This window comes from Prochlorococcus sp. MIT 0701, assembly GCF_000760295.1.
Lineage (GTDB): Bacteria > Cyanobacteriota > Cyanobacteriia > PCC-6307 > Cyanobiaceae > Prochlorococcus.
Map to the genome: position 1 here is coordinate 1 of NZ_JNBA01000008.1, position 18,961 is coordinate 18,961.

18 protein-coding genes, 1 tRNA gene and 1 pseudogene are annotated in these 18,961 nt (G+C 47.6%); 9 read left to right on the forward strand and 11 right to left on the reverse strand.

The features are described 5' to 3' along the window. The 4 genes from EV12_RS01360 to EV12_RS13885 form a co-directional block, all read left to right on the forward strand. The coding region (locus tag EV12_RS01360) for a hypothetical protein (RefSeq protein WP_036911092.1) at positions 1-406 on the forward strand (406 nt) is incomplete at its 5' end. 836 nt (positions 407-1,242) lie between these two features. Continuing rightward, positions 1,243-1,497, forward strand: a complete 255-nt coding sequence (locus EV12_RS13530) for a hypothetical protein (protein WP_152562298.1) — start codon at positions 1,243-1,245, stop codon at positions 1,495-1,497. Positions 1,498-1,696: 199 nt separating this feature from the next. Next, the gene (locus EV12_RS01365) at positions 1,697-1,906 is read left to right on the forward strand and encodes a hypothetical protein (RefSeq protein WP_036911094.1); all 210 of its coding nucleotides are present in this window, start codon (positions 1,697-1,699) and stop codon (positions 1,904-1,906) included. Between the two features lie 231 nt (positions 1,907-2,137). After that, positions 2,138-2,314: a hypothetical protein gene (locus tag EV12_RS13885; protein ID WP_193742105.1), complete on the forward strand. Its 177-nt coding sequence runs from the start codon at positions 2,138-2,140 to the stop codon at positions 2,312-2,314. Between the two features lie 1,406 nt (positions 2,315-3,720). On the opposite strand, the gene EV12_RS01370 is transcribed toward EV12_RS13885, so the two are convergent. Then, positions 3,721-3,927 (reverse strand): hypothetical protein, encoded by a 207-nt coding sequence (locus tag EV12_RS01370; RefSeq protein WP_036911096.1) that lies wholly within the window; start codon positions 3,925-3,927, stop codon positions 3,721-3,723. A 415-nt stretch (positions 3,928-4,342) separates the two neighbouring features. On the opposite strand from EV12_RS01370, the gene EV12_RS13535 reads away from it, so the two are divergent. Beyond that, positions 4,343-4,798 carry a hypothetical protein gene (locus tag EV12_RS13535; RefSeq protein WP_152562299.1) on the forward strand — a complete coding sequence of 152 codons (456 nt, stop codon included), beginning with the start codon at positions 4,343-4,345 and terminating at the stop codon, positions 4,796-4,798. 17 nt (positions 4,799-4,815) lie between these two features. On the opposite strand, the gene EV12_RS01375 is transcribed toward EV12_RS13535, so the two are convergent. The 7 genes and pseudogenes from EV12_RS01375 to EV12_RS01405 all read right to left on the reverse strand — a co-directional run bounded on the left by EV12_RS01375 (position 4,816) and on the right by EV12_RS01405 (position 13,639). Then, positions 4,816-5,619 carry a PDZ domain-containing protein gene (locus EV12_RS01375; RefSeq protein WP_036931150.1) on the reverse strand — a complete coding sequence of 268 codons (804 nt, stop codon included), beginning with the start codon at positions 5,617-5,619 and terminating at the stop codon, positions 4,816-4,818. 115 nt (positions 5,620-5,734) lie between these two features. Beyond that, complete coding sequence (locus EV12_RS01380) at positions 5,735-6,982, reverse strand: hypothetical protein (protein ID WP_036931149.1); 1,248 nt, start codon at positions 6,980-6,982, stop codon at positions 5,735-5,737. A 410-nt stretch (positions 6,983-7,392) separates the two neighbouring features. Beyond that, positions 7,393-7,971, reverse strand: a complete 579-nt coding sequence (locus EV12_RS01385) for a histidine phosphatase family protein (protein ID WP_036911102.1) — start codon at positions 7,969-7,971, stop codon at positions 7,393-7,395. A 69-nt stretch (positions 7,972-8,040) separates the two neighbouring features. Then, positions 8,041-9,468, reverse strand: a complete 1,428-nt coding sequence (locus tag EV12_RS01390; RefSeq protein ID WP_036911104.1) for a cobyrinate a,c-diamide synthase — start codon at positions 9,466-9,468, stop codon at positions 8,041-8,043. 47 nt (positions 9,469-9,515) lie between these two features. Beyond that, complete coding sequence (locus tag EV12_RS01395; protein WP_036911106.1) at positions 9,516-10,805, reverse strand: glucose-6-phosphate dehydrogenase assembly protein OpcA; 1,290 nt, start codon at positions 10,803-10,805, stop codon at positions 9,516-9,518. A gap of 40 nt (positions 10,806-10,845) precedes the next feature. Next, a pseudogene (gene zwf, locus EV12_RS01400) lies at positions 10,846-12,368 on the reverse strand (glucose-6-phosphate dehydrogenase). A 170-nt stretch (positions 12,369-12,538) separates the two neighbouring features. Then, the gene (locus EV12_RS01405) at positions 12,539-13,639 is read right to left on the reverse strand and encodes an FAD-binding oxidoreductase (RefSeq protein WP_036911108.1); all 1,101 of its coding nucleotides are present in this window, start codon (positions 13,637-13,639) and stop codon (positions 12,539-12,541) included. Positions 13,640-13,810: 171 nt separating this feature from the next. Here EV12_RS01405 and EV12_RS01410 point away from each other — a divergent pair, with 171 nt between their 5' ends. Beyond that, on the forward strand, positions 13,811-14,383 hold the full coding sequence (locus EV12_RS01410; protein WP_036911109.1) for an SRPBCC family protein: 573 nt from the start codon (positions 13,811-13,813) through the stop codon (positions 14,381-14,383). 131 nt (positions 14,384-14,514) lie between these two features. Here EV12_RS01410 and EV12_RS01415 read toward each other — a convergent pair. Together EV12_RS01415 and EV12_RS01420 are read right to left on the reverse strand one after the other, a co-directional pair. Further along, positions 14,515-14,587: transfer RNA gene (locus EV12_RS01415), tRNA-Glu, on the reverse strand. Between the two features lie 84 nt (positions 14,588-14,671). After that, positions 14,672-15,784, reverse strand: a complete 1,113-nt coding sequence (locus EV12_RS01420; RefSeq protein ID WP_036911111.1) for a histidine kinase — start codon at positions 15,782-15,784, stop codon at positions 14,672-14,674. 456 nt (positions 15,785-16,240) lie between these two features. Between EV12_RS01420 and EV12_RS01425 the strand changes: the two genes are divergently transcribed. Beyond that, the gene (locus EV12_RS01425; protein WP_036911113.1) at positions 16,241-16,666 is read left to right on the forward strand and encodes a hypothetical protein; all 426 of its coding nucleotides are present in this window, start codon (positions 16,241-16,243) and stop codon (positions 16,664-16,666) included. 600 nt (positions 16,667-17,266) lie between these two features. On the opposite strand, the gene EV12_RS01430 is transcribed toward EV12_RS01425, so the two are convergent. Further along, positions 17,267-17,971 (reverse strand): response regulator transcription factor, encoded by a 705-nt coding sequence (locus EV12_RS01430; protein WP_011825606.1) that lies wholly within the window; start codon positions 17,969-17,971, stop codon positions 17,267-17,269. 146 nt (positions 17,972-18,117) lie between these two features. On the opposite strand from EV12_RS01430, the gene EV12_RS01435 reads away from it, so the two are divergent. Together EV12_RS01435 and EV12_RS01440 are read left to right on the forward strand one after the other, a co-directional pair. Then, positions 18,118-18,390, forward strand: a complete 273-nt coding sequence (locus tag EV12_RS01435; RefSeq protein ID WP_036911119.1) for a DUF6761 family protein — start codon at positions 18,118-18,120, stop codon at positions 18,388-18,390. 321 nt (positions 18,391-18,711) lie between these two features. Beyond that, entirely contained in the window at positions 18,712-18,954 is a 243-nt protein-coding gene (locus EV12_RS01440) for a Signal peptidase I (RefSeq protein WP_072015052.1), read from the forward strand. Positions 18,955-18,961: the final 7 nt, after the last annotated feature.

Sequence of the window (18,961 nt, forward strand, 5' to 3'; positions counted from 1 at the left end):
GAAAGATTCTGAGGTCAGTCCCAAGCTGCTCGCGATGATGTCCGCTCGTACTTTGAATGCAATGGCTAATGCAGAGCCAAAGCAGCGAGAGAGAGTATATAACGCAATAGAGGAAAGGAAAATAGAAGGCAGTGAGAGTGAAGTTAAGAGGATCCTCAATCCAAATAGAAAGTCCAAACCCAAAGCTGCACTTGGTGCATTCAAGGATTTACCTAAAGACAGTACCGAAGCAGAGAAGCTAAACCATGCAACGAAACTGATCAATCGGCAAGGCACTCAGATCGACACACTTACCAGCCAGAGAGATAGGCTGCTTAACGACCAAAAGGAAAAGGCTAAGACTATTGCTGGCTTGAAGGAAGAGATCAGGCAGCTAAAGGAACAGGCTAAGGCAGCAAGTTCCTGAGTTGTTAATGCTGCATTAATCTAAATAGGCTTCAGGCCATTACTACATTCAGCTATCTCATTACATTTAGTTCTCACTGCATCCCTAGCAAAACTAGCTGTATCTTTATAGCCAGCCTTAGTGATTAGACGATGTAACGAACTATAAGCTGATTGATTGATCCTTACACTTAAGACATGTTTACCGTAGTTAGGCTTTTGAGACTTTGTATGCATAGGTAGTTTATGAGTGTGAATAGTTTTCGTGAATAAGGCAGCCGATTGAAGCAAAGCAGGGAGTGAAGAACCGGCTACAGGTTCTGAGCGCTTCAGTAGGCAACCATTAATCGAAGCAGGTAGCGACCGTGCGGCTACAGCACGGGAGCGTGCCTACTGAACCTTTAATCGCAGAAGATAAGATCGCGGCTACAGCGATCGTTCTATGACGCATTAAACGAAGCAGATAAACGACCGAGCGGCCACAGCGAGGGAGTGTCTCAATGGCCGCGGCGAACAAGCAATGTAATCCTGTGATTAATACTAGGCCGCGGCGGTTAATGGTTTGCCTTTGAGTTGAGTGTTACGTCTCTCTTTTGTTTAACCACTTATCAAGCTGCTTGATCCTCAATTGAACGTCCTGTTCCTTTGGGGCTACGTCCTTGCTCTTTGTTTTAGGTAGTGAGTTAGTTTGATTCATTGTATTGTGTATAGATGGGGCATGGGGGTTAGTCGCTCTTTAGTTAATTAAGATATGGCCTCAGAGATATGTGGTGTAAAACCTTTAGTCGATCTCAAATTATTTTTTCTGGTAATTCCTTCTAAGGTTAGCTATACTAACCATTGGAGTATTTACACCTAATGACTGAACCCAACGAGACAAACGAAGAGGTCAATGAGGAATTATCAAGTGATGAGTTGAAGGGTGTTAGTGGTGGAGTTATGTCTAATCCACAGTATGAGGGATTGTCCGTAAGGGAAGATGGTCCACATGGTTCTAGTCCACAAGGTTCTGGTTATGGAGGGTCGAACTGTGGACAAGGTTCTGGTTATGGAGGGACAAGAAATGATTGGGATAAACTCTCCCTCAAGAAAGCGAAGCGAGCAAAATCATAAAATGTATGTCTGAAGAGGTTTAGCTAATTTCCGGGAGGTTCTTCCAATATTTCAGTTGTGGTAATTCCTCTCAGGACCTGTGACCAAGATCACAACTAGCAATGATTGGAATCAATGACTTAGTAGAGAAATTGGGAGATGGTGTGTTTGTCGGCGGAAGAGATTCCAACGAACTTAAACACACTACTCATTTTTAATCATGACTACTTTTACAAATCAGATCAACCAAGCTGAATTTGAAGCACTCGTTATGAGTGAGCTTGAAGACATGGAGCTTACTCCTGAACAGCTGGCATTCATAACTGGTGGTGGCTTCTGGTCTTGGTTTAAAAAAACATACAAGAAAGTAGCCAACTATCTCAGAGAGATTGATCCGGAAGACTTCATCCTTGGTGGTCCTCAACTTTGAATGAAGGCTGGTCCTTGTAGATAGAATATATTCTCATATACATGTCTATGGCAAATTCAGATTGCTTTAACGAGATCTTTATTACCCTGCCATTGAGCAGGGTTTTTTATAGCTTTTTTAGCTTGTGATTAAGATCACAGGCAGCAATGACCGAGATCAATGACGTTGTCGAAGAATTGGTAGATGATGTGTATGTCAGAGGGATAGATCCCTCACAACCAATCCAAACTCATGACTAACAAAGAAGTAAACGTTGATCAAGAGTTGACATCTGATGTTCTCAAAGCGATTGCTGGTGGTCCACATATTAGAACGTTCAATGGTTTTGTTGTAGGTTCTATTAATAGAGTTGGGATTGATGTTGGTCCAGTTGCTAGAAGACCTAAGTGGGTAAGACCTCTCCGTTAAACATTTGTCAATAATGTTATCTAGTTGATTTAGGCTATTAGTTCTTTATTCAGATGCAGAGCGTAGTAATAGTATTATCATTATGGTAATTGTTACTTCGTAACCAGTACCATCTGGATAATCTGCTTACACTTCCTTTGCATCTGATTTATTAGATAGGGAAGACTCCCATTTGCTCACGCAAATGCTCGCCTTACTACTACTAGGTTTGTGTCGTTATTGTCTTAGTTATGTTCTAGTTAGATGTCACCAGGTAAGGCAAGTGAAAGAAAGGAAAAAAACCCCCCTACCCCCCATTGTTAAGTCTTAAATAAAGACGTCACCAAGGCATACAGCAAAGAAATCAGGACCCCAAACCTGGAAAGAAAGCAGAGTTAGATACTTTAATCTAGCACTTAACTTTAAATTCAACAGTAGCATGACTGTCAGCACAGTTATTTTACAGAAGATAACTAAACTTACTCACTAATGGTTCTTCATTAGCTATGTCATTTCGTTTAGAGTCCAACTTGACTTTGTTTATTCCTATATACAGTGGTGGTTAACCTTTCTCCTGTATACATCAGTGATGTGTCTTTATCCCTCTATACATAACTGATCGGTCTTTATCCCTCTATACATGACTGATCTGTCTTTCTCCTGTATACGTCAGTGATGTGACTTTGCCCTGTATACGTAAGTGATCGCTCTTTATCCCTGTATACGTGACTGATGTGTCTTTCTCCTCTATACAGTGGTGATGTTGATTTCTCCTGTATAGGGTGGTGATGTGTCTTTCTCCTGTATAGGGTGGTGGTCAAGCTTATCCATGTATAGGCGCGTTACCGCTCTATTCCCCTGTATAGGTGTGTCATGTGTCTTTCCCCTGTATACGGGGGTGATGTTGATTTCCCCTATATACATGACTGATCGGTTCTTCCTGTAAACATAAGGGGTTAGATCTCCTGTATACATGTGTCATGTAGTTCTCCTGTATATGTAAGTCATTAGCTCTTCTTGTATACATAAGTCATGTCAACTCTGCCCTGAGAGGCCCTGAGAGCTGCGAAAGCACACCCTTGCGATGAATCCCACCTGGAATGGCTTTAGGCTTGCCATAAGCGCTCCTGGGCGCCTCTCGTGAGCATGTAGATCATCTGAACAGAGCCTATAGTCCACCATGGCTCTTGCAATAGTCTTGTATTCACTGCTAGCACCCTTCTCCAAGGGCCCTCTGACCACGTCCTTGAGCTTGTCTTGACACTTTGCACCCTGAGGTGATTTAAGAGTGATTCCAGGCGGCTATAGAGGCCTCTCATGAGGCATATATTCCATCCTATCTGTGCATCTGAATTAAAGAAATATCTAATTCACATTAAATCCATCATTCCAACAAAAAGCCTGCCGTTTAAGACAGGCTTGAAATATCAGAAGAGAAACCCGAATGAAGAAGTGGCAATCAAGACATAAGTCAATGCCTGTTTCTCCTCCTGCAATGCTTGTATTAACTTGGCTTTACTTGACAGTTGATCATCTTGCAGCGAGATAAATTCTTTAGCTGCTTCGATGATGGCTGCTTTAGTAGATGCTTCGTTAATGACTTGCTTAGGTGAATCGGTGTGTGTTGATGACATGGTGGGTTTAAAGGGCTTCTTCAGTAGAAGCCAACGCCATTAGTTGGTTACGAACCAATAGAAAAGCTCACTTCTAATGGCAGTTATTGATTAATTTGAAATGCTTTGGTTAAGGCTAGAGGGTCTCGATAGCCTGACCAAGCACATAATAACCCATTGAAAGGCTACAGACGCCTACAATGATGCAAATCTTCACGCTAAACCCCTAAATGCCTTCATTTCTGCTTGTATCTAGGGGTGTTTATGTATGGGCTGCAGTTATGAGTGTGGATTAAACTCTGATCTTTCAATTAAAGACTTAACTTTTGACAGTCAACAGTATTGGTTATGCCAAGTAAATATTGGTTTGATTATTTAATGTTTTACAAATAGGCGAGGTATAGTTACAAAGAGGAACTAGTTATTTATTTATTTTATGAAGCACCAAATACTTTTTTCAATATTCAGCATCATTTGCTTTTCAGGTCCTGCAATAGCAGATCTTGGTCCAGCAGATGTTCCAAAGTCAAAACCAGTTCAAGCTACTCAAGCTACATTTGATGCTTGGTGTGTAGAGAAAAATAATGATTGTACTGTTAAACTAAAGAATAAAAGATTAAGTGTAGATGGTAGTTCTGGTATCACAGCAGACCAATTAATTACATGGTCAAGAGAAGACAACTATAGAAATCCATCTGGGTTTATAGGTGGTCATCATTTATATGCTTACAACTTTAGATACACCAGAAGTAATGGAGATATTGGAAATGCAAAGATTGTATTTCAGAATTCAGATGTATCAGATCAGTTCTACGGTTTAGTCAAGGAATGGGTTTCAAGCAAGGAGAGTAGATGTCGATATAATTTTGAATACAGAGAAGTTAGATGTTGAAAAAGCTAGTTACAATATTAAAGAAAAGTCCTATTCATTGTTTTTGGGTTGCCTCTAAATTTTAATTGCGGATTACTGCACATACTTGGCTCTATAATAATAGTTTTCTTGTTGCCATTTCTTACGATCTGAAATTTTAGTTCTTTCCTCTTTGAAACCATATCACTAAAGAATTTATCTTTAGAATCCTTTCTCGAAAAATATGTAAAATCATTAACTGAGAGCACAATATCGCCCTTTTGTAGTCCGGCTAAGTCAGCTGCACAACCGTCGTCTACTTTGTCAATCAAAATTCCTTTGGGATCTTTTGATAATGAATCATAAAATCCGTATCTTATTGCTTTATTTGCCTTTATAGTAAATATTCTTATCCCACTCTCTATTTCTTGCTCAGAAAGGCCATTAACACAGGAATTACTCTTACCAATATCTGGTTCCTCAAGTGGACAACGCTCATCTGTAGTTGCTCTAATTGGCTGTCCTACAAATTGCATCGTTAGGCCACCTTTACATGACCAACCCTTACCGCCAAGCCTTGAATCATGACCACTAGGGTTACGAAAACATTTTACTTCTTGGCAATAGCCTGCGCCTGTATAAGCATGAGTTGATGGGCACATATTGCCTGTACTTCTAATCTTATCTAAATCAACAGTGATCTTGGTCTCTTGCCCTGCATCTGTTTGACCTGTCATCACCTTTACACATCCTTCAAAGTCAGATGCTTTCATGCATTGATCTATTACCTCTTGTGGAGGAGCTGCATGTGCTCCGATGGTAAGAAATGATAATGATAAAACTGTAAGACCTATTCTTTTCATTTACTCAGATTTACTAATGTAACCATAGCAGCTTTAATCTGTGCAATTAATATTGTTTAATTAGTTCATCTAAATAATGAGTGTGAATTCACAGCGACTTCAAGCACTATTTCATTTACCTTTCAGTAGTGGGTTCAATTTCTAAGAGGTTAATGTCCTCATAAGTTTCGCCTTTTTTGCCATAGTTAATTGATGTGATCTCTCTAGCCCTCTTCCTGATGTCGATCCTTTCATAACTTCTCATCAGCTCTTTAACATCATGACCAGCAATCCTTGCCAGCAGAAATAAATCAGTACCCTTCAGCAGATGGTCTTCAATGAACGTACTTCGTAATGAGTAGAGTGTGTATGGTTTATCCGTAAATTTGTGACCCTTTAGTTGATCTTTTAAGGCACTTCTAATCTCTCTCCAGCTTAAACTTAGACTTGTGTAGTGAGGCGAGTCATTCTCCTCATTATATGGGCTAGCAAATACGTAGCTATCACCTGTAATATTCATATCAAGATTATTCTCAGCTACATGGTCCTTCACAAACTGCATCCATCTTTTCAGTTCTTTGCCCTGATTGCATGGAATTTCTCGACTTTGTTGCGTCTTAGCCCTAGTAGTAAAAATGAATGCGACTAACCTTTCTTCTCTACCGCATGTATTTGGATTGCTAACCCATTCACTAGGGTCAGTTGCTTCAGGCTCTTCAATATCTATCTCTTTACCTTCTGCTTGTGCTTCTGAGATTATCTCCTCTATCTCTTGTTTAGCTTTAGACTGACTCAACCTGCCGACATCTTTAATCTCTATATTCTTCCACTTCAGTTTCAATACCTCTTCAGGACTCATTCCAGTATTTTTGGCTAATAGAATGAAGTGCCAGAATAAAGTTCTGTAAAACCATACCCTTTTCCATCTAGCCCATTGCCGTCTGTCTGGTTCTAAATCAGAATATGTTCGTTTATCAGGTGCTTCCAGATAATCTAATGGTGGAATGCATTCATGTCTCCAGATATCACGCACATAATCAATTATTTTACGCCAATCTTCTGAATTAATTGCAGGGTTAGCATCTCTATCCTTTTGAGTTACTTTTACCTGCTTCAGGAATCCACGATTATCAAGCAACATATCTGCTTCAATGTACTTGTTACGTAACAGAAACTTGTTCGCCCATTCATTGATTTTGGTTATCTCTCCAGCCAGTACCATCTTGGTTGGCGGTGAGCTAGATGTATTTCTAAACATAATATAATCATCAAATGTATTATTCGTTATCTGTTTATTGGTTTCCACTCCCTTGGATTGTAGATATGCCAATAGTTTTGTCCTGTAAAACCTTTCTTTACTTAAAAAGGTATTCTTCTTAAGCAATCCAGCGTTATATCGCTTCCTCAACTCATGAATCCACTGATTTATTGCATCTGATGTTTTGATTGATTTTCGTCTTCTGTTTGTGGAGACCTGCTTGATATACCCATCTTTACTAATAAATAATTCACTGGAATTCGTTTTTCCATCTTCCCTGATTGCAAATGCTGCATCTGGAGCTAGTTCAATAGCTTCATCAAGAGTACTAGCATCTTCAATTCTTTTAGTTAGGTATTTTCTATCTGCTTTATTCCACTCTCTGTAGAAGTAGTACCCAGCTGATGTACCGGAAACGTATTTTACTACGGTTCCACGACCTCCAAGTACTGAAGCTTTTTCGGATATTTTGGGGATAAGCCATCACCTCCTTTTGTTAGTATAGTGTTGGTATGAGGGTTGTGCTTTCCCTCAGATCACAGTCTATAGTTCCATTTGGCGATAACACGTTGTTCTCTTTCGAAACCAAGAATGCAAATGCTGCCTGTATCGAGTCGGAACAGTCGGCCGGCTGCTGCACCGAGGCCTAGCCAGGTGCCAGTCAGGGCACGCAGGATATGTCCATGGGCGAAGAGAACGATGTCACCCTTGCTTGAGATGCCGAGTGCATGTTTAATAATGCGTTCACAACGGTCTTGCACGGCAGTAGCGTTCTCGCCACCAGGACAACCTTGGTCCCAAATGGTCCACTCAGGAACGGTCTGACGGATCTCTGCTGTGGTGATGCCTTCATAGTTTCCGTAGTCCCACTCGATTAGCTCCGGCAGGATTTCAGCGGACATTTCAAGCTCAGCCAGCGCACAGGTGCGCTGGGCTCGTTGCAAGGGAGATGACAACACAGCGGCAAATGTCAAGCCTTTAAGCACAGGAGCAAGAGCCTTTGCTTCTTCTTCCCCCTGAGGTAGCAAGGGTAGGTCGGTGCTACCGGTATGGCGGCCTTGGAGTGCCCATTCGGTAGCCCCATGGCGGATGATCCAAAGTTGACGAGAAGTCATGCAGGGCGGTTGCTGCTGCCTGGATTTTGACGAACATCGTCAACTGATGTCTGTCTGGGTTTGTGCTTTTCAGAAATCACTTGTTGCTGGGATTGATTGCGGCTCGACTGCGGCTCGCCATCGACGGGAGATCATTGAGCAGCTCGCCCAGTGGAGGTGCATCCAGCTGGCATGCAATGTCTGATGGCTCCATCCTTCTTTGTGTTGCTGCACCCGCCAGCCTTGAACTTGCCATAGAGATCTTGGTTTATTGATCTTGTGTGGTCGATCAAGAAGGTTGTTTAAGCCATCGTTAGGGCCCGTCGGGTGGAGTTCCCAGCGGTGGAATTCATGGCCCATCAGTCGATCACCTTTGCGTACAACAAGACTGTCTTGTGTGCCATCAAGGCTGCGATAACCCACTTGAAGGGAGCCTTTTTTGGCATGAAAAGGCAGTAGGCCTGTCATGGGATGGGCTTGTCCTTCAAGATCAGTGAGGGTCTGTCCAAGCAGCAGCATCCCGCCACATTCGGCATAAATCGGGCGCCGTCCATACCAGGTTCGTAGGTCTGCGATGCTGCGATCACATTGACTAAGACTCGCCGCATATTGTTCGGGGAAGCCTCCTGGAAGGATCACACCTTTCGCTTGTGCAGGTAGGGGTTCATCCTCCAGTGGTTTCCAGGGCAGGACTGGCATCCCAAGAGCTTCAAGGCAATCTTTGGTTTCCGGATAGCGAAAGTGAAAGGCATCATCTTGAGCTACTGCTACGGGCCGTAGTGGTTGTGGTGATTGGATTCTCTTTTCTCCAAGCAGGGTATGAATTGGATCGCTTGCCGGGGTAGGGGCGCGGAGCAACGTTTTGAAGCTTGTTAGATCGAGATGAGTTTCTGCGAGGGCGCTCCAGGCTTCTAGTCGAGCTTCCAGTCCCTTAAGCTCATGGGCAGGGGCAAGGCCGAGGTGTCTGCTGGGCAGGCTGAGTTCAGGATCCCGGGGCAAGCAACCGAGCACTTTGACCTCAATGCCGCTGAGGACTTCCTTCAGTAATTCTTTGTGGCGATTGCTATTGACCCGGTTCAACACCACACCTGCCAGAGTCAGTTTTGGATCGTGGTCGCGGAAGCCTTTAACAAGGGCCGCTAGGGAGCCTGCTTGGCCGCTTGCATCCACGACAAGCACTACTGGTAGTTCCAGGTGACGAGCTACGGCAGCAGTACTGCCCTTCTGCGATGTGCCGACACCATCGAATAGGCCCATGACGCCTTCCACCAGGGCGAGGTCGGCAGATGCACCAAAGCCATGAAAGCTGTTGCGCACCCAGTCAGGGCCACAGAGCAGTAGGTCCAGGTTTCGACAGGGTCTGCCGGAAGCAACTGTCAGTTGTTGCGGATCGAGATAGTCGGGCCCCACTTTGAATGGTTGGAGACTTAGATCACGGCTGCGCGCCCAGGCAGTGAGGGTCAGGCTTAGTAAGGTTTTCCCAGTGCCACTGGCTGGGGCAGCAATCACACAGGCCATGAAGGGTGGTGGCGGCTGGGAAAGGGCTTCGCCAAAACGGTGGCTTTTTAGTTAAGTAGCTTGGCAGCAAGGGGGGCTGCAGCAGCAAGCAGGGGGGTGGTGGTGTTATGGCCACCAGCGAGGAGTCGGGCTACATCCATCTCTACAGTCGCGACCTGAATGGGGACGACTTCTTCAAGCAGCTCCATGCTGGCCATGCCACCTGCTTCAAGTCGCATGCAGCCTCCAGATTCGGCACAGAGAATCACGCAAACGGCATGTTCGGGTTGTGCATCTGGCTTGCAGATCAACCTGGCCCCCACGATCTGGCCAGGGTGAATGCTGGGTTTTCCCATGGGTACAGGCATAAGGCGGAACTTAACAGCGGTGTCATCAGGTCGTTGAAATTCAGCGATGATGCCTTCCCCTGCAACTGTTTGGGTGGCCTTTAGACGCCAGTTGAGTCGATCGGCGATCCAGGCTGCGAGCAACAGCCCCTGGACGGGGTGATGACCCTCGACATCGATATCAAGCTGTACAACGTGGCTGAGGGCGTTGCGGCGATGTGGTGGGTCAAAGACCATCGCGAGGTGTTCTCGCCAGGTTCGTAGCCGCAACCAGTTCAGATCATTCACCGCTTGTCCTGACTCCACATGGGCTTGCAGCAGCTCAAGGCAGCGACGCGGATCTCCGAGAGCTGTATCGATCACCAGACGGTGTGGAATTACGGCTAGCCGTTCGAGCAGTTCGGGGGCTTCGTCAAGGCTGCCGTTCCACCACACCCAGGAGGGCAGTTCTGCAGGTAGCAGAGGTTGAAGGATTCCCAATCCCTCTGCTAGGGCAGCATGATCACCCCGGAGAACCACCACATCTCCGCAGGCGGCGGTGCCGCCACTTTCTTCTGGGAGTGGGCAATAGGCAGCCACGAGTGTTTCGAGGTCATGCCCCTCATCAAGGGTTGGGGCCAGGGTGATGAGGCGTCGGGGCTCTAAGGCACTGATGGCAGCATCAACATGTTGTCCACGTAAATCCTCGCAATCTTGATTGCCTTTGCGATGGGCAATTGCTGCTGCAACACTTGAGTCGAGAGGAGGTGTGCTGTGGGGTAGATCGCCTTCGATTACAGCTTGGCGAGCAGCTTGAATTAGCTCTTGGCTCTGTGCTCCGATGATCGGGCCAGTAATCTTGCCGGTTCTAACCAGCTGCTGTTCTACCCAGGCGGGTTGCCACACCAGCAGGCAGAACGTCTTCGCGCCTGCGTTGTCAGGTTGATCGTTTGACCAGAGCTGCTCGAGATAGCTAGGGACCTCGCTAGGAGGGAGTTGCAGAGGGCTCTGAAGCGTGAGCTGGGGAGACATGGCTAGGGCTGAGTAATCAAGATGTGTAAGTCAGGCGGAATTAGGGTCGGCGCCAGAGCAGTCCGTCATTAGCGAGCAGGGCATCGGCAGCAGCCGGCCCCCAGGTGCGCGATTCATAGGGGTGAATCGGCAATTGCCATGGGCTGTCTTCAATCAGTTCCAGTAGTGGGGTGTAAAGGCGCCAGGCTGCTTCAACTTCATCACTGCGCGTGAATAAGGTGGGGTCACTGAGCATGGCGTCGGCCAAAAGTCGGACGTATCCCTCGTCGGATGGCTCACCGAAGGATTCGTCATAGGAGAATTCCATTTCTACTGGTCGGCTTCGCATCCCTGAACCAGGTGACTTCACCTCAAAGCGCCATTCGGCCCCTTCATCCGGTTGGATTCGCAGAATCAGTTGGTTCGCTGTCGGGCCGCCCCCAGCTGCATCAAAAAGGTGCACGGGAGCTTCTCGAAAGGTGAGCACCACTTCACTGAGACGTTTGGCCAGTCGTTTGCCGGTGCGAACGTAAAAGGGCACTCCTGCCAACGCCAGTTGTCGATAAAAAGTTTCATCGCTACATAGGTCTCGGTGGTGCTGTTGGGATCGACGCCTGGCTCCTGTCGGTAGCCTGGTAATTGAGCCTCCTTGGTTCCACCTGGTGCGTATTGGCCACGGATACAGCAGTTCCAAGGTTCAAGCTCATCAGCTAGACGAGCAGCTAGCAATACCTTGGCTTTCTCGTTACGGATTGCCTCAGGGTCAAAGCGTCCAGGTGGTTCCATTGTGGTGATGGCCAACATCTGGGTGAGATGGTTTTGCACCATGTCTCGTAGGGCTCCTGAAGATTCGTAGTAGCTGGCTCGTTCTTCAACACCTACGGTTTCAGCAGCAGTGATTTGAACGCTGGAGATGTAATTCCGATTCCAAATTGGTTCAAAGATGGTATTGGCAAATCGCAGTACAAGGATGTTCTGGACTGTTTCTTTGCCTAGGTAGTGGTCGATTCGGAAGATTTGATTCTCTTGGCCACAGCTTTGAACGATTTGATTGAGTGACTGAGCACTGGCGTAATCACGCCCGAATGGTTTTTCGATGACCACTCGACTGCGTTTGGGATCGCTTAGAAGACCGGCATTAGCCAGAGCTTTGCAGCCACTGCCATAGAACTTTGGTGACACCGAAAGATAGAAGGTGCGATTGCTGCGGGTGGCGCGGAGTCGATCAATCTCTTCCAGCCGATGGCTGAGTTTGATGAGGTCTTCTGGCTTCTGCAGATCGACGGGTTCGTAAAAAAGACCGGCGGCGAATTGATCCCAGGCAAGACGGTTTTCGTTGATAATCTCGCCGAGGGCGTCAGCCATTTTTTGGCGAAATATTTCGTCGCTCCAGGGACGTCGCGCGCAGCCAAGTAAGGCGAATTCACTCGGTAGCCGCCTTTGTTTGTATAGCTCGAAAAGGGCTGGAACCAATTTGCGGTGGGTCAGATCGCCACTTGCTCCAAAGATGACTAGGCACTGCGGTGCGATAACCCGCTCTTGACGTAGTCCAACCCGTAAAGGGTTTGTGATCGTGGTGCTCATGGAACACAGACCTCTTCTGACGGGTAACCAAGGATCTGTGAATTCAAAGTGCTCCAGACCATCCCGGCATGGTTTGTCGTCGTATGCCCAAAAAAACTTGAGGATGCATAAAAAGACCCGCCTATTGAGGCGGGTCTTTTTATCAGGCTAAAAACCTGGGGAGTGCAGGATTAATAGGTTTCAACGTGCCAGCGATGAGCTTTCTTCAGCTGGGGTCGTAACTCTGACCAATTAATCCCCTTCGCTGATGCCGCTGCGGTCATGGCTTCGTCGATTCCTGGCTCCATGCCCTTGAGGCCACACATATAGACATGAGTCTTGGGGCTTTCAATCATTTTGAAGATCTCATCGGAATGCTCCATGACCCTGTCTTGGATATACATTCGGCCGCCTTTGGAATTCTGCTGTTCTCGGCTGATGGCCTTGGTGTAGCGGAAGTTGTCTGGGAACTCTCTTTCATAACGATTTAAATCCTCGTCATAAAGCAGGTTGGCCGTGTAGGGAGCTCCCATGAATAGCCAGGCCTTTCCTCTGAATTTCCAGCCATTCTTGGAGCGCTCTGCAGGCTCAAACATGCGGCGAAGATAGGCACGCATTGGAGCGATGCCGGTTCCGGTGGCCAGCATGATGACGTTGGCGTCTTCATCATCTGGTAGAAGCATTTCCTTGCCTACCGGTCCGGTGATCTTTGTTTTGGCTCCAGGGTTGATGTCGCAGAGATAGGTGGAGCAGACACCGTCAATAGTTTTGCCGTCTAGCTCGTATTGGAGCTGACGAACACATAATGAGACTGTTTTGCCCTCTAGGTTGTCGCCATGACGGGTGCTGGCAATTGAATACAGGCGGAGCTTATGGGGCTTGCCGTTGGCGTCGGTACCAGCAGGAATGATGCCAATGCTCTGGCCTTCCACATAACTGAGGTGTGGATCACTCCCGGAAAGGTTGAAAGTGATGTGATTGACCCTGCCTACAGCACCTTCTTTGACCAGGCTGTAGTTTTCTAGAACAGTCCCTTCAAAGGGTGTCTTGGGCTTGTAGAGGTTAATAGGTATCGCCTTTTGAGCGGATGGGCTTTTCGTATCAGGCTTTTCGGTTGAGGTGGTTGTCGTTGATGATTTCCTTTGAGCTGCTTGGCGGTAAGAAAAGCTAAAAGGAGCTAACTGACCGTCTTGGCCTCGGTAAAAGAGTGCTTTGACAACGTAGAAAGCGCCAATAACAAGAGGGATATGGGCGATTCCACCGAGAACTACTTCAGTTTGGTTGAAAGCCATCAAGAGTAAGAGCGTGACGGCGAGAATACCTTAGAAGGTGTGATGGTATGCATACTCATCCGAGTTTTCGGGTTACGTTTGGCGATTGGCACAGCTCACCCTCTGGGCTTTCGATCAACGGACATTGAATTCTTTAGGTATTCTGAGGCGTCTTGAGCACAGCCTCTTCTTGTGGTACCTATCCAGGATCTTCAACCACGTTCGGGTTCCGTGCTCATAGCCTCGCCAGAGTCGGTCTCAGTGAAGCGACAGGCCATCGAGCAGACGATGGAACGCTTACCTCATGGGGCGCGTCGACTGGCTGTACAGCTGAGAACGCCGATCAAAGAGTCTTTGCTATGGGAAGTCCTGACCGATTACGAGAAACTCAGTGAATTCATTCCCAACCTTGCAAGCAGCACAGTTTTGGAACGCACCGGCAATCGAGTGCGGCTGAATCAGGTGGGTTCTCAACAGTTGCTGGGGCTGAGGTTTTCAGCTCAGGTTCAGTTGGAGTTGGTGGAATATCGAGAGGAGGGCCAGTTGCAGTTCCATTTGCTTAAAGGGGACTTCAGACGTTTTGAGGGAAATTGGATCATGCGCGAGCTGGCTGAGGGAAAGTCAACTTCCCTTCTCTACGAGCTCACTGTTCAGGGCTGCATTGGTATGCCAGTTGCCTTGATTGAACAGCGATTGAGAGATGATCTCACTGCAAATCTGCGTGCAGTGGAGATGGAGGGCTTGCGTCGCCAGTCATTGGTTTGAACATCTCAAGACATGCCGATGATCTTGAGCAGAGCTTGTTTAAATTTTTCGAGCTAAGGGCCTACGAAAAAAGGTCATTGCTTTTGCAAATAGAAGCCCCCGTTTAGCAAGGGCAATGCGTTATCAACTGATACCCCCAAGGGGATTCGAACCCCTGTCGCCTCCGTGAAAGGGAGGTGTCCTAGGCCTCTAGACGATGGGGGCGAGGCCGTAATCGCAGCGGTCTGTGCTTGTGATCACTCGGGAAAACTACGTTTAAGCCTGACCCTCCGTCAAGGCAAGCGGAGTTCATTCTTGTCCATGTCGTTGCCAGACTGGAACTGTTAAGTAAAAGCACGCGCCCTTGTCGGGTTCTGAGACAACCCAGATTTTGCCCCCATGGACCTCCACGATGCGGCGGCATACCGATAGGCCGACTCCGAATCCAGAGGTTGTCACTGAAGTTTGTGGCAAGCGCACTCGGTCAAGAAAAATCCGCTCTTGCTCATCTTCTGGAATCCCTGGCCCGTTGTCGCAGATGCTCACCTGCACCCATTGACTTGTGCGGTGCAGCATGGTCAGTGAGACTTTCCCGCCATCCTCAGTGAACTTCAGGGCGTTTTCCAGCAGGTTGAGCAGCACCTGTCGCATGCGCCTCTGATCAGCAAATACCTTGGGTAGGTCGGAGGGAATGTCTGTATGGATCTCGATGTTTCGTTCAAGCCATAGCTTTTCCAGCTCTAGGATCGCTTCTGCGGCGATATTTCCTAGATCAAGATTTTGAGGATTGAAAAGGTCTTCCCATCGCGTGCTTTTTACTTCCAGTAGGTCTTTCGAGAGGAATTCGATTTCATCAAGACGCCGTTTAAGGACATCCTGAAAGTATTCAATATTGATTTGACCAAGCTGTTGACTCTGCAACGCTAGAACTGCTGCGGTTAGAGGTGTTCTTAATTCATGAGCCACCATCCTTAGGGTTCGTTCCTGTGCATTGAGGCGGTCGATAAGGGTTTCGTTCTCCTGTCGCAATACCAGAAGCTGATCTTCCAGTTGCAATTCCCTTTGAGTGCGGCTGCCATCTAGTTCTGTGGGCCTCAAACTGAGGCCCAGGCCAGTTACGACGATGTCTTGCTGCCAGCGAGTTATCCAGTTTTGTAGTTGCTGGAAAATACTGCTACCTGCGAATATTTGCTTTGGCGTTGGCGATAGCTTGATCAGTGCAGGGGTTGCCACTAGTCGATGCAGTTCAAGCAACTCCGGCTGCTCACTTGGATCAGCCATCTGCAGCGTGACATCGAAGCCGCAGTCTTCGTTCTCCAGAAACTGGATCATTGATCGCAGATCGCTTCTGGAGAGCTGATGGCGAGCTGCTACAAGCAGGAGCTGAAGCTGTTGTCGCTGATTGGCTTTGACCCCATCCACTGTGGCGGGTGCCTGGCGAAGTTGAAGTTCACATTATGGGTTTTCACTTGAACTGGTAGAGCCGCTAAGACCTTGATGAACAGTCTGTTGCTCAGTGGGCTTTGCTGAGGGCTCTCTTCCCATTGCAAGATTGGTTGCTCCCACATGTGGATAAGTTGATCCGCGTGGAGGTTTTTGCATAAGCCAAAGAGGGTGATAGTCGTTATCGCTTCAGCTGTTGGCCATATAAGGAGTGCGAGTCCTTTACGAAAAAACTGGTGATGAGTGGGAGGGCTGATTGAAGATGAGGGTCTATCCACCATCAGAATCTGCTTGAGAGGGCATCAGCATCGATTCAGAAGGGATAGGCGTTGATTCGACCCAAATAGCTAGTGGCTATGTCATAACTGACCAGGAGGGGGTGGTTAAACCCTGGTCGGATAGGGCACCATGGCGAAGTCTTGAAGACCAGATCCATTGCAGACCCTTTCCCGTCGACTTCGTCCTGTTTTGGCGGCGTCGTTGTTAATGCCCCTCAGTTTGATTAGTCCTGCTGCGTTTGCTCAGGCAGCTGGTGAGTCAAAAGCAACACCGGCTAGCAACGAAGACATCTTTCTCTATCGAGGTATTGGCTCTTCGTACGTTTGTAATGCACGTGCGGCTGGCGTGGAATTCCCCAAGGCCGTTGGTATCGCTGCCGCTACATACGCGCAGCTCCTTACGGGCCGTCATGGTGGATTAGTGGCTTCTGCAGGAACCACCAAACTCACCACCAAGCAACTTTTCGCTGGTGCTGAGTTTCAGATCATCACTGGGGCTATTCAGTACTGCCCTAAGGAGGTGCCAGAAGATGTGAAGGCCAAGATTGAGGAGGCTGTCAAGAAACAGCAGAACAGCAAGTAGACGTGGTTAGGTATCAGGCGCTGTTTAACAGCTGCATCTAAATGCAGCTGTTAAACAGTTTTGTTTGCAGATTGAGCTGAAAGATGGAGATAGCATCCTTTATGAGTAGCTCATGTCTGAGAAGATCAATTTCTTTTGTCGGCTGATCAAGACGCTGTCAACTTGTTGAATCATGAAGGCTGCTTATGTTCGATGCAGAATCCATGCCTGTGACCAATCTCACTGCAGTATTTGAGCAAGGCTAGAACAGATCTGGTTGATCTGATGGATGGTATGTGCAGCCATAAGTCCTAGATCATGACTGCAAAACACTTCGCTGTTATCGGTGCTCAATTGTTGACTGCAACCGCTATTGGTACCGCTCCGCTGATCTGGGCAATTGCTGCTCACCCAAGCTTGTCTACCTTTTAGGGTTTGTTTTGAGAACAGGCTTCCTTAAGGATTGATCGATTGCTCAAGTTGAATGAGCATCAAGCTTTTTCGCTCAACTTTTGGATTAAATCATAAATCATGAACTTGCAGCAATGCTTAAAATCTGTTTCAGCCACTTCCATCAGGGTCTTTACTCATTGGCTAATCGATAGTTTTGAGTGCCAATATTTATGATTCCGAATCAGGAAGAGTATCCAGGCTGAATCGATAGCCCTGCTGGCGCATGGTGGTGATGCCACCTCCTTCACCAAGCCCAGCTTGTTCAAGTTTGCGTCGCAAGGTAAGGATCTGGGTGTCTACAGAACGAGGCCCGCCGCTGAAGGGAGGCCAAGCCATTCGCAATAATTCCTGGCGGCTTCGTACGATGCCTGGAGGCATTAAAAGTGCACAGAGAAGTGCAAATTCTCTGGGGCTTAATTCCACAGGTTTATCACGCAGAGTCACTTGTCGGAGCAACAAGTGGACTTCAAGGGGGCCCACTGTGACGCGCTCTTGCAAACCGCTATGTCCTCGCTTCAGCAAGGTGCGACAGCGTGCGGCGAGTTCTTCAAGTCCAAAGGGTTTGCGCAGCACATCGTCGGCTCCTTCATTCAGGAGTCCCACCATGGGTTCGGTGCCCGTTCGAGCTGTCAGCACGATCACAGGACAACGGAGCTGATGAGAGAGTCGCATTGCAGAACTCCTCTCAAGTAACTCAGCGCTAACGAGAAGATCTGGTGACTGATCTCTACATACGTCAAGGGCTTCCACGGCGGATGCCACTGCAGCGGTGAGATGGCCGTCCTGACGGAGGCGATGGACCAGCACCGTGCGAAGAGTTTGGTGAGGTTCCACCACAAGAACCCTTGAGGGCTGCTTTGGCGTGGTCTGCATCTGCAAAGACCCCGATGAAGACACTTGGGCGTCCTCAGTGGAATGAAGATTGCGGGGAATGGAGGTCACGTGTGATCACAGATCGCGCTTACGCTAAACCCAATCCAATGGCACGTTGGCAAAAGAGGCCGCCGTGATCTCCGACCATGACATCCCTTGATAACCCTGAGGCGATTAGACACTTCCAGTCGCTTTGTGATGCCTGTCAAGAACTTACCAGTCGTTACCATAGTCAGTCGGAGCTGCGGCTCTATGCCGACGGTTACATTCATGCTCTAAGGCGTAGTGGTCAACTGGAGATAAGGGATCAGGCCAGGCTGGAAGATCTTGTCGAGCGATGGATTTTGGATCCTTCCAGTTTTATTGGCCCAGATGGCGATGTGGGAGCTCTTTATCGCAAAAAAGAAGCGGGTTGGTAATTCCTTTTTGGAATTCCAGCAGCCTTTGCAGACCAGCAGGCCAGGGCAAGCCCAAGTTTTGCTTTTTAACTCGATGAAGTAGCGCTTGTTTTCATTGATATCAAGGCTTTTAGAGGGCGCATCAATGATTCTGTTCATTGTCATATTGAATTTTGTTCACTTTTGAGGGTGGCCTTTGCGCCTTGAAAACCGAATCGATACGCCCCGCTGCTTAAGGGAGGTTCATTGCCTTGCGACAGGCCTGACTGATCCCCATCAGCCAGGCCTGTCGCGTCACGCGAGGGTCTTTTTTTGGTTGATCAGCCTCCCAATTGGGCTCCAATGAGCCTCCTTGTTGGTCGAGGGCATAATGCAGAAAGCGTGATGAGCGGTGATTCGATGGACGAACCGCAGCCGAAAGAGAGTTTGCTCAAGAAGAGTGGACGAATCGGAGCAATCCTTGGTTTCGTCTGGATTGCTCTGAATATTGTTGTGCCATTGGCTTTGTTGCGTGTGCCAGCGGTGCAGCGCTGGCTAGTGGCCTTTGACGACAAGCTCCCTTTTCATATTCCAGGAATTGGCTAGCTGCCTT

Excerpts from the sequence above, each read along its gene's own strand:
- EV12_RS01365 (WP_036911094.1), top strand. The coding sequence starts at position 1,697 with ATGACTACTTTTACAAATCAGATCAACCAAGCTGAATTTGAAGCACTC.
- EV12_RS01375 (WP_036931150.1), bottom strand. The coding sequence starts at position 5,619 with ATGAAAAGAATAGGTCTTACAGTTTTATCATTATCATTTCTTACCATC.
- EV12_RS01435 (WP_036911119.1), top strand. The coding sequence starts at position 18,118 with ATGACATCCCTTGATAACCCTGAGGCGATTAGACACTTCCAGTCGCTT.
- EV12_RS01430 (WP_011825606.1), bottom strand. The coding sequence starts at position 17,971 with ATGCAGACCACGCCAAAGCAGCCCTCAAGGGTTCTTGTGGTGGAACCT.
- EV12_RS13530 (WP_152562298.1), top strand. The coding sequence starts at position 1,243 with ATGACTGAACCCAACGAGACAAACGAAGAGGTCAATGAGGAATTATCA.
- EV12_RS01405 (WP_036911108.1), bottom strand. The coding sequence starts at position 13,639 with ATGGCTTTCAACCAAACTGAAGTAGTTCTCGGTGGAATCGCCCATATC.
- EV12_RS13535 (WP_152562299.1), top strand. The coding sequence starts at position 4,343 with ATGAAGCACCAAATACTTTTTTCAATATTCAGCATCATTTGCTTTTCA.
- EV12_RS01440 (WP_072015052.1), top strand. The coding sequence starts at position 18,712 with ATGAGCCTCCTTGTTGGTCGAGGGCATAATGCAGAAAGCGTGATGAGC.
- EV12_RS01390 (WP_036911104.1), bottom strand. The coding sequence starts at position 9,468 with ATGGCCTGTGTGATTGCTGCCCCAGCCAGTGGCACTGGGAAAACCTTA.
- EV12_RS01385 (WP_036911102.1), bottom strand. The coding sequence starts at position 7,971 with ATGACTTCTCGTCAACTTTGGATCATCCGCCATGGGGCTACCGAATGG.
- EV12_RS13885 (WP_193742105.1), top strand. The coding sequence starts at position 2,138 with ATGACTAACAAAGAAGTAAACGTTGATCAAGAGTTGACATCTGATGTT.
- EV12_RS01395 (WP_036911106.1), bottom strand. The coding sequence starts at position 10,805 with ATGTCTCCCCAGCTCACGCTTCAGAGCCCTCTGCAACTCCCTCCTAGC.
- EV12_RS01370 (WP_036911096.1), bottom strand. The coding sequence starts at position 3,927 with ATGTCATCAACACACACCGATTCACCTAAGCAAGTCATTAACGAAGCA.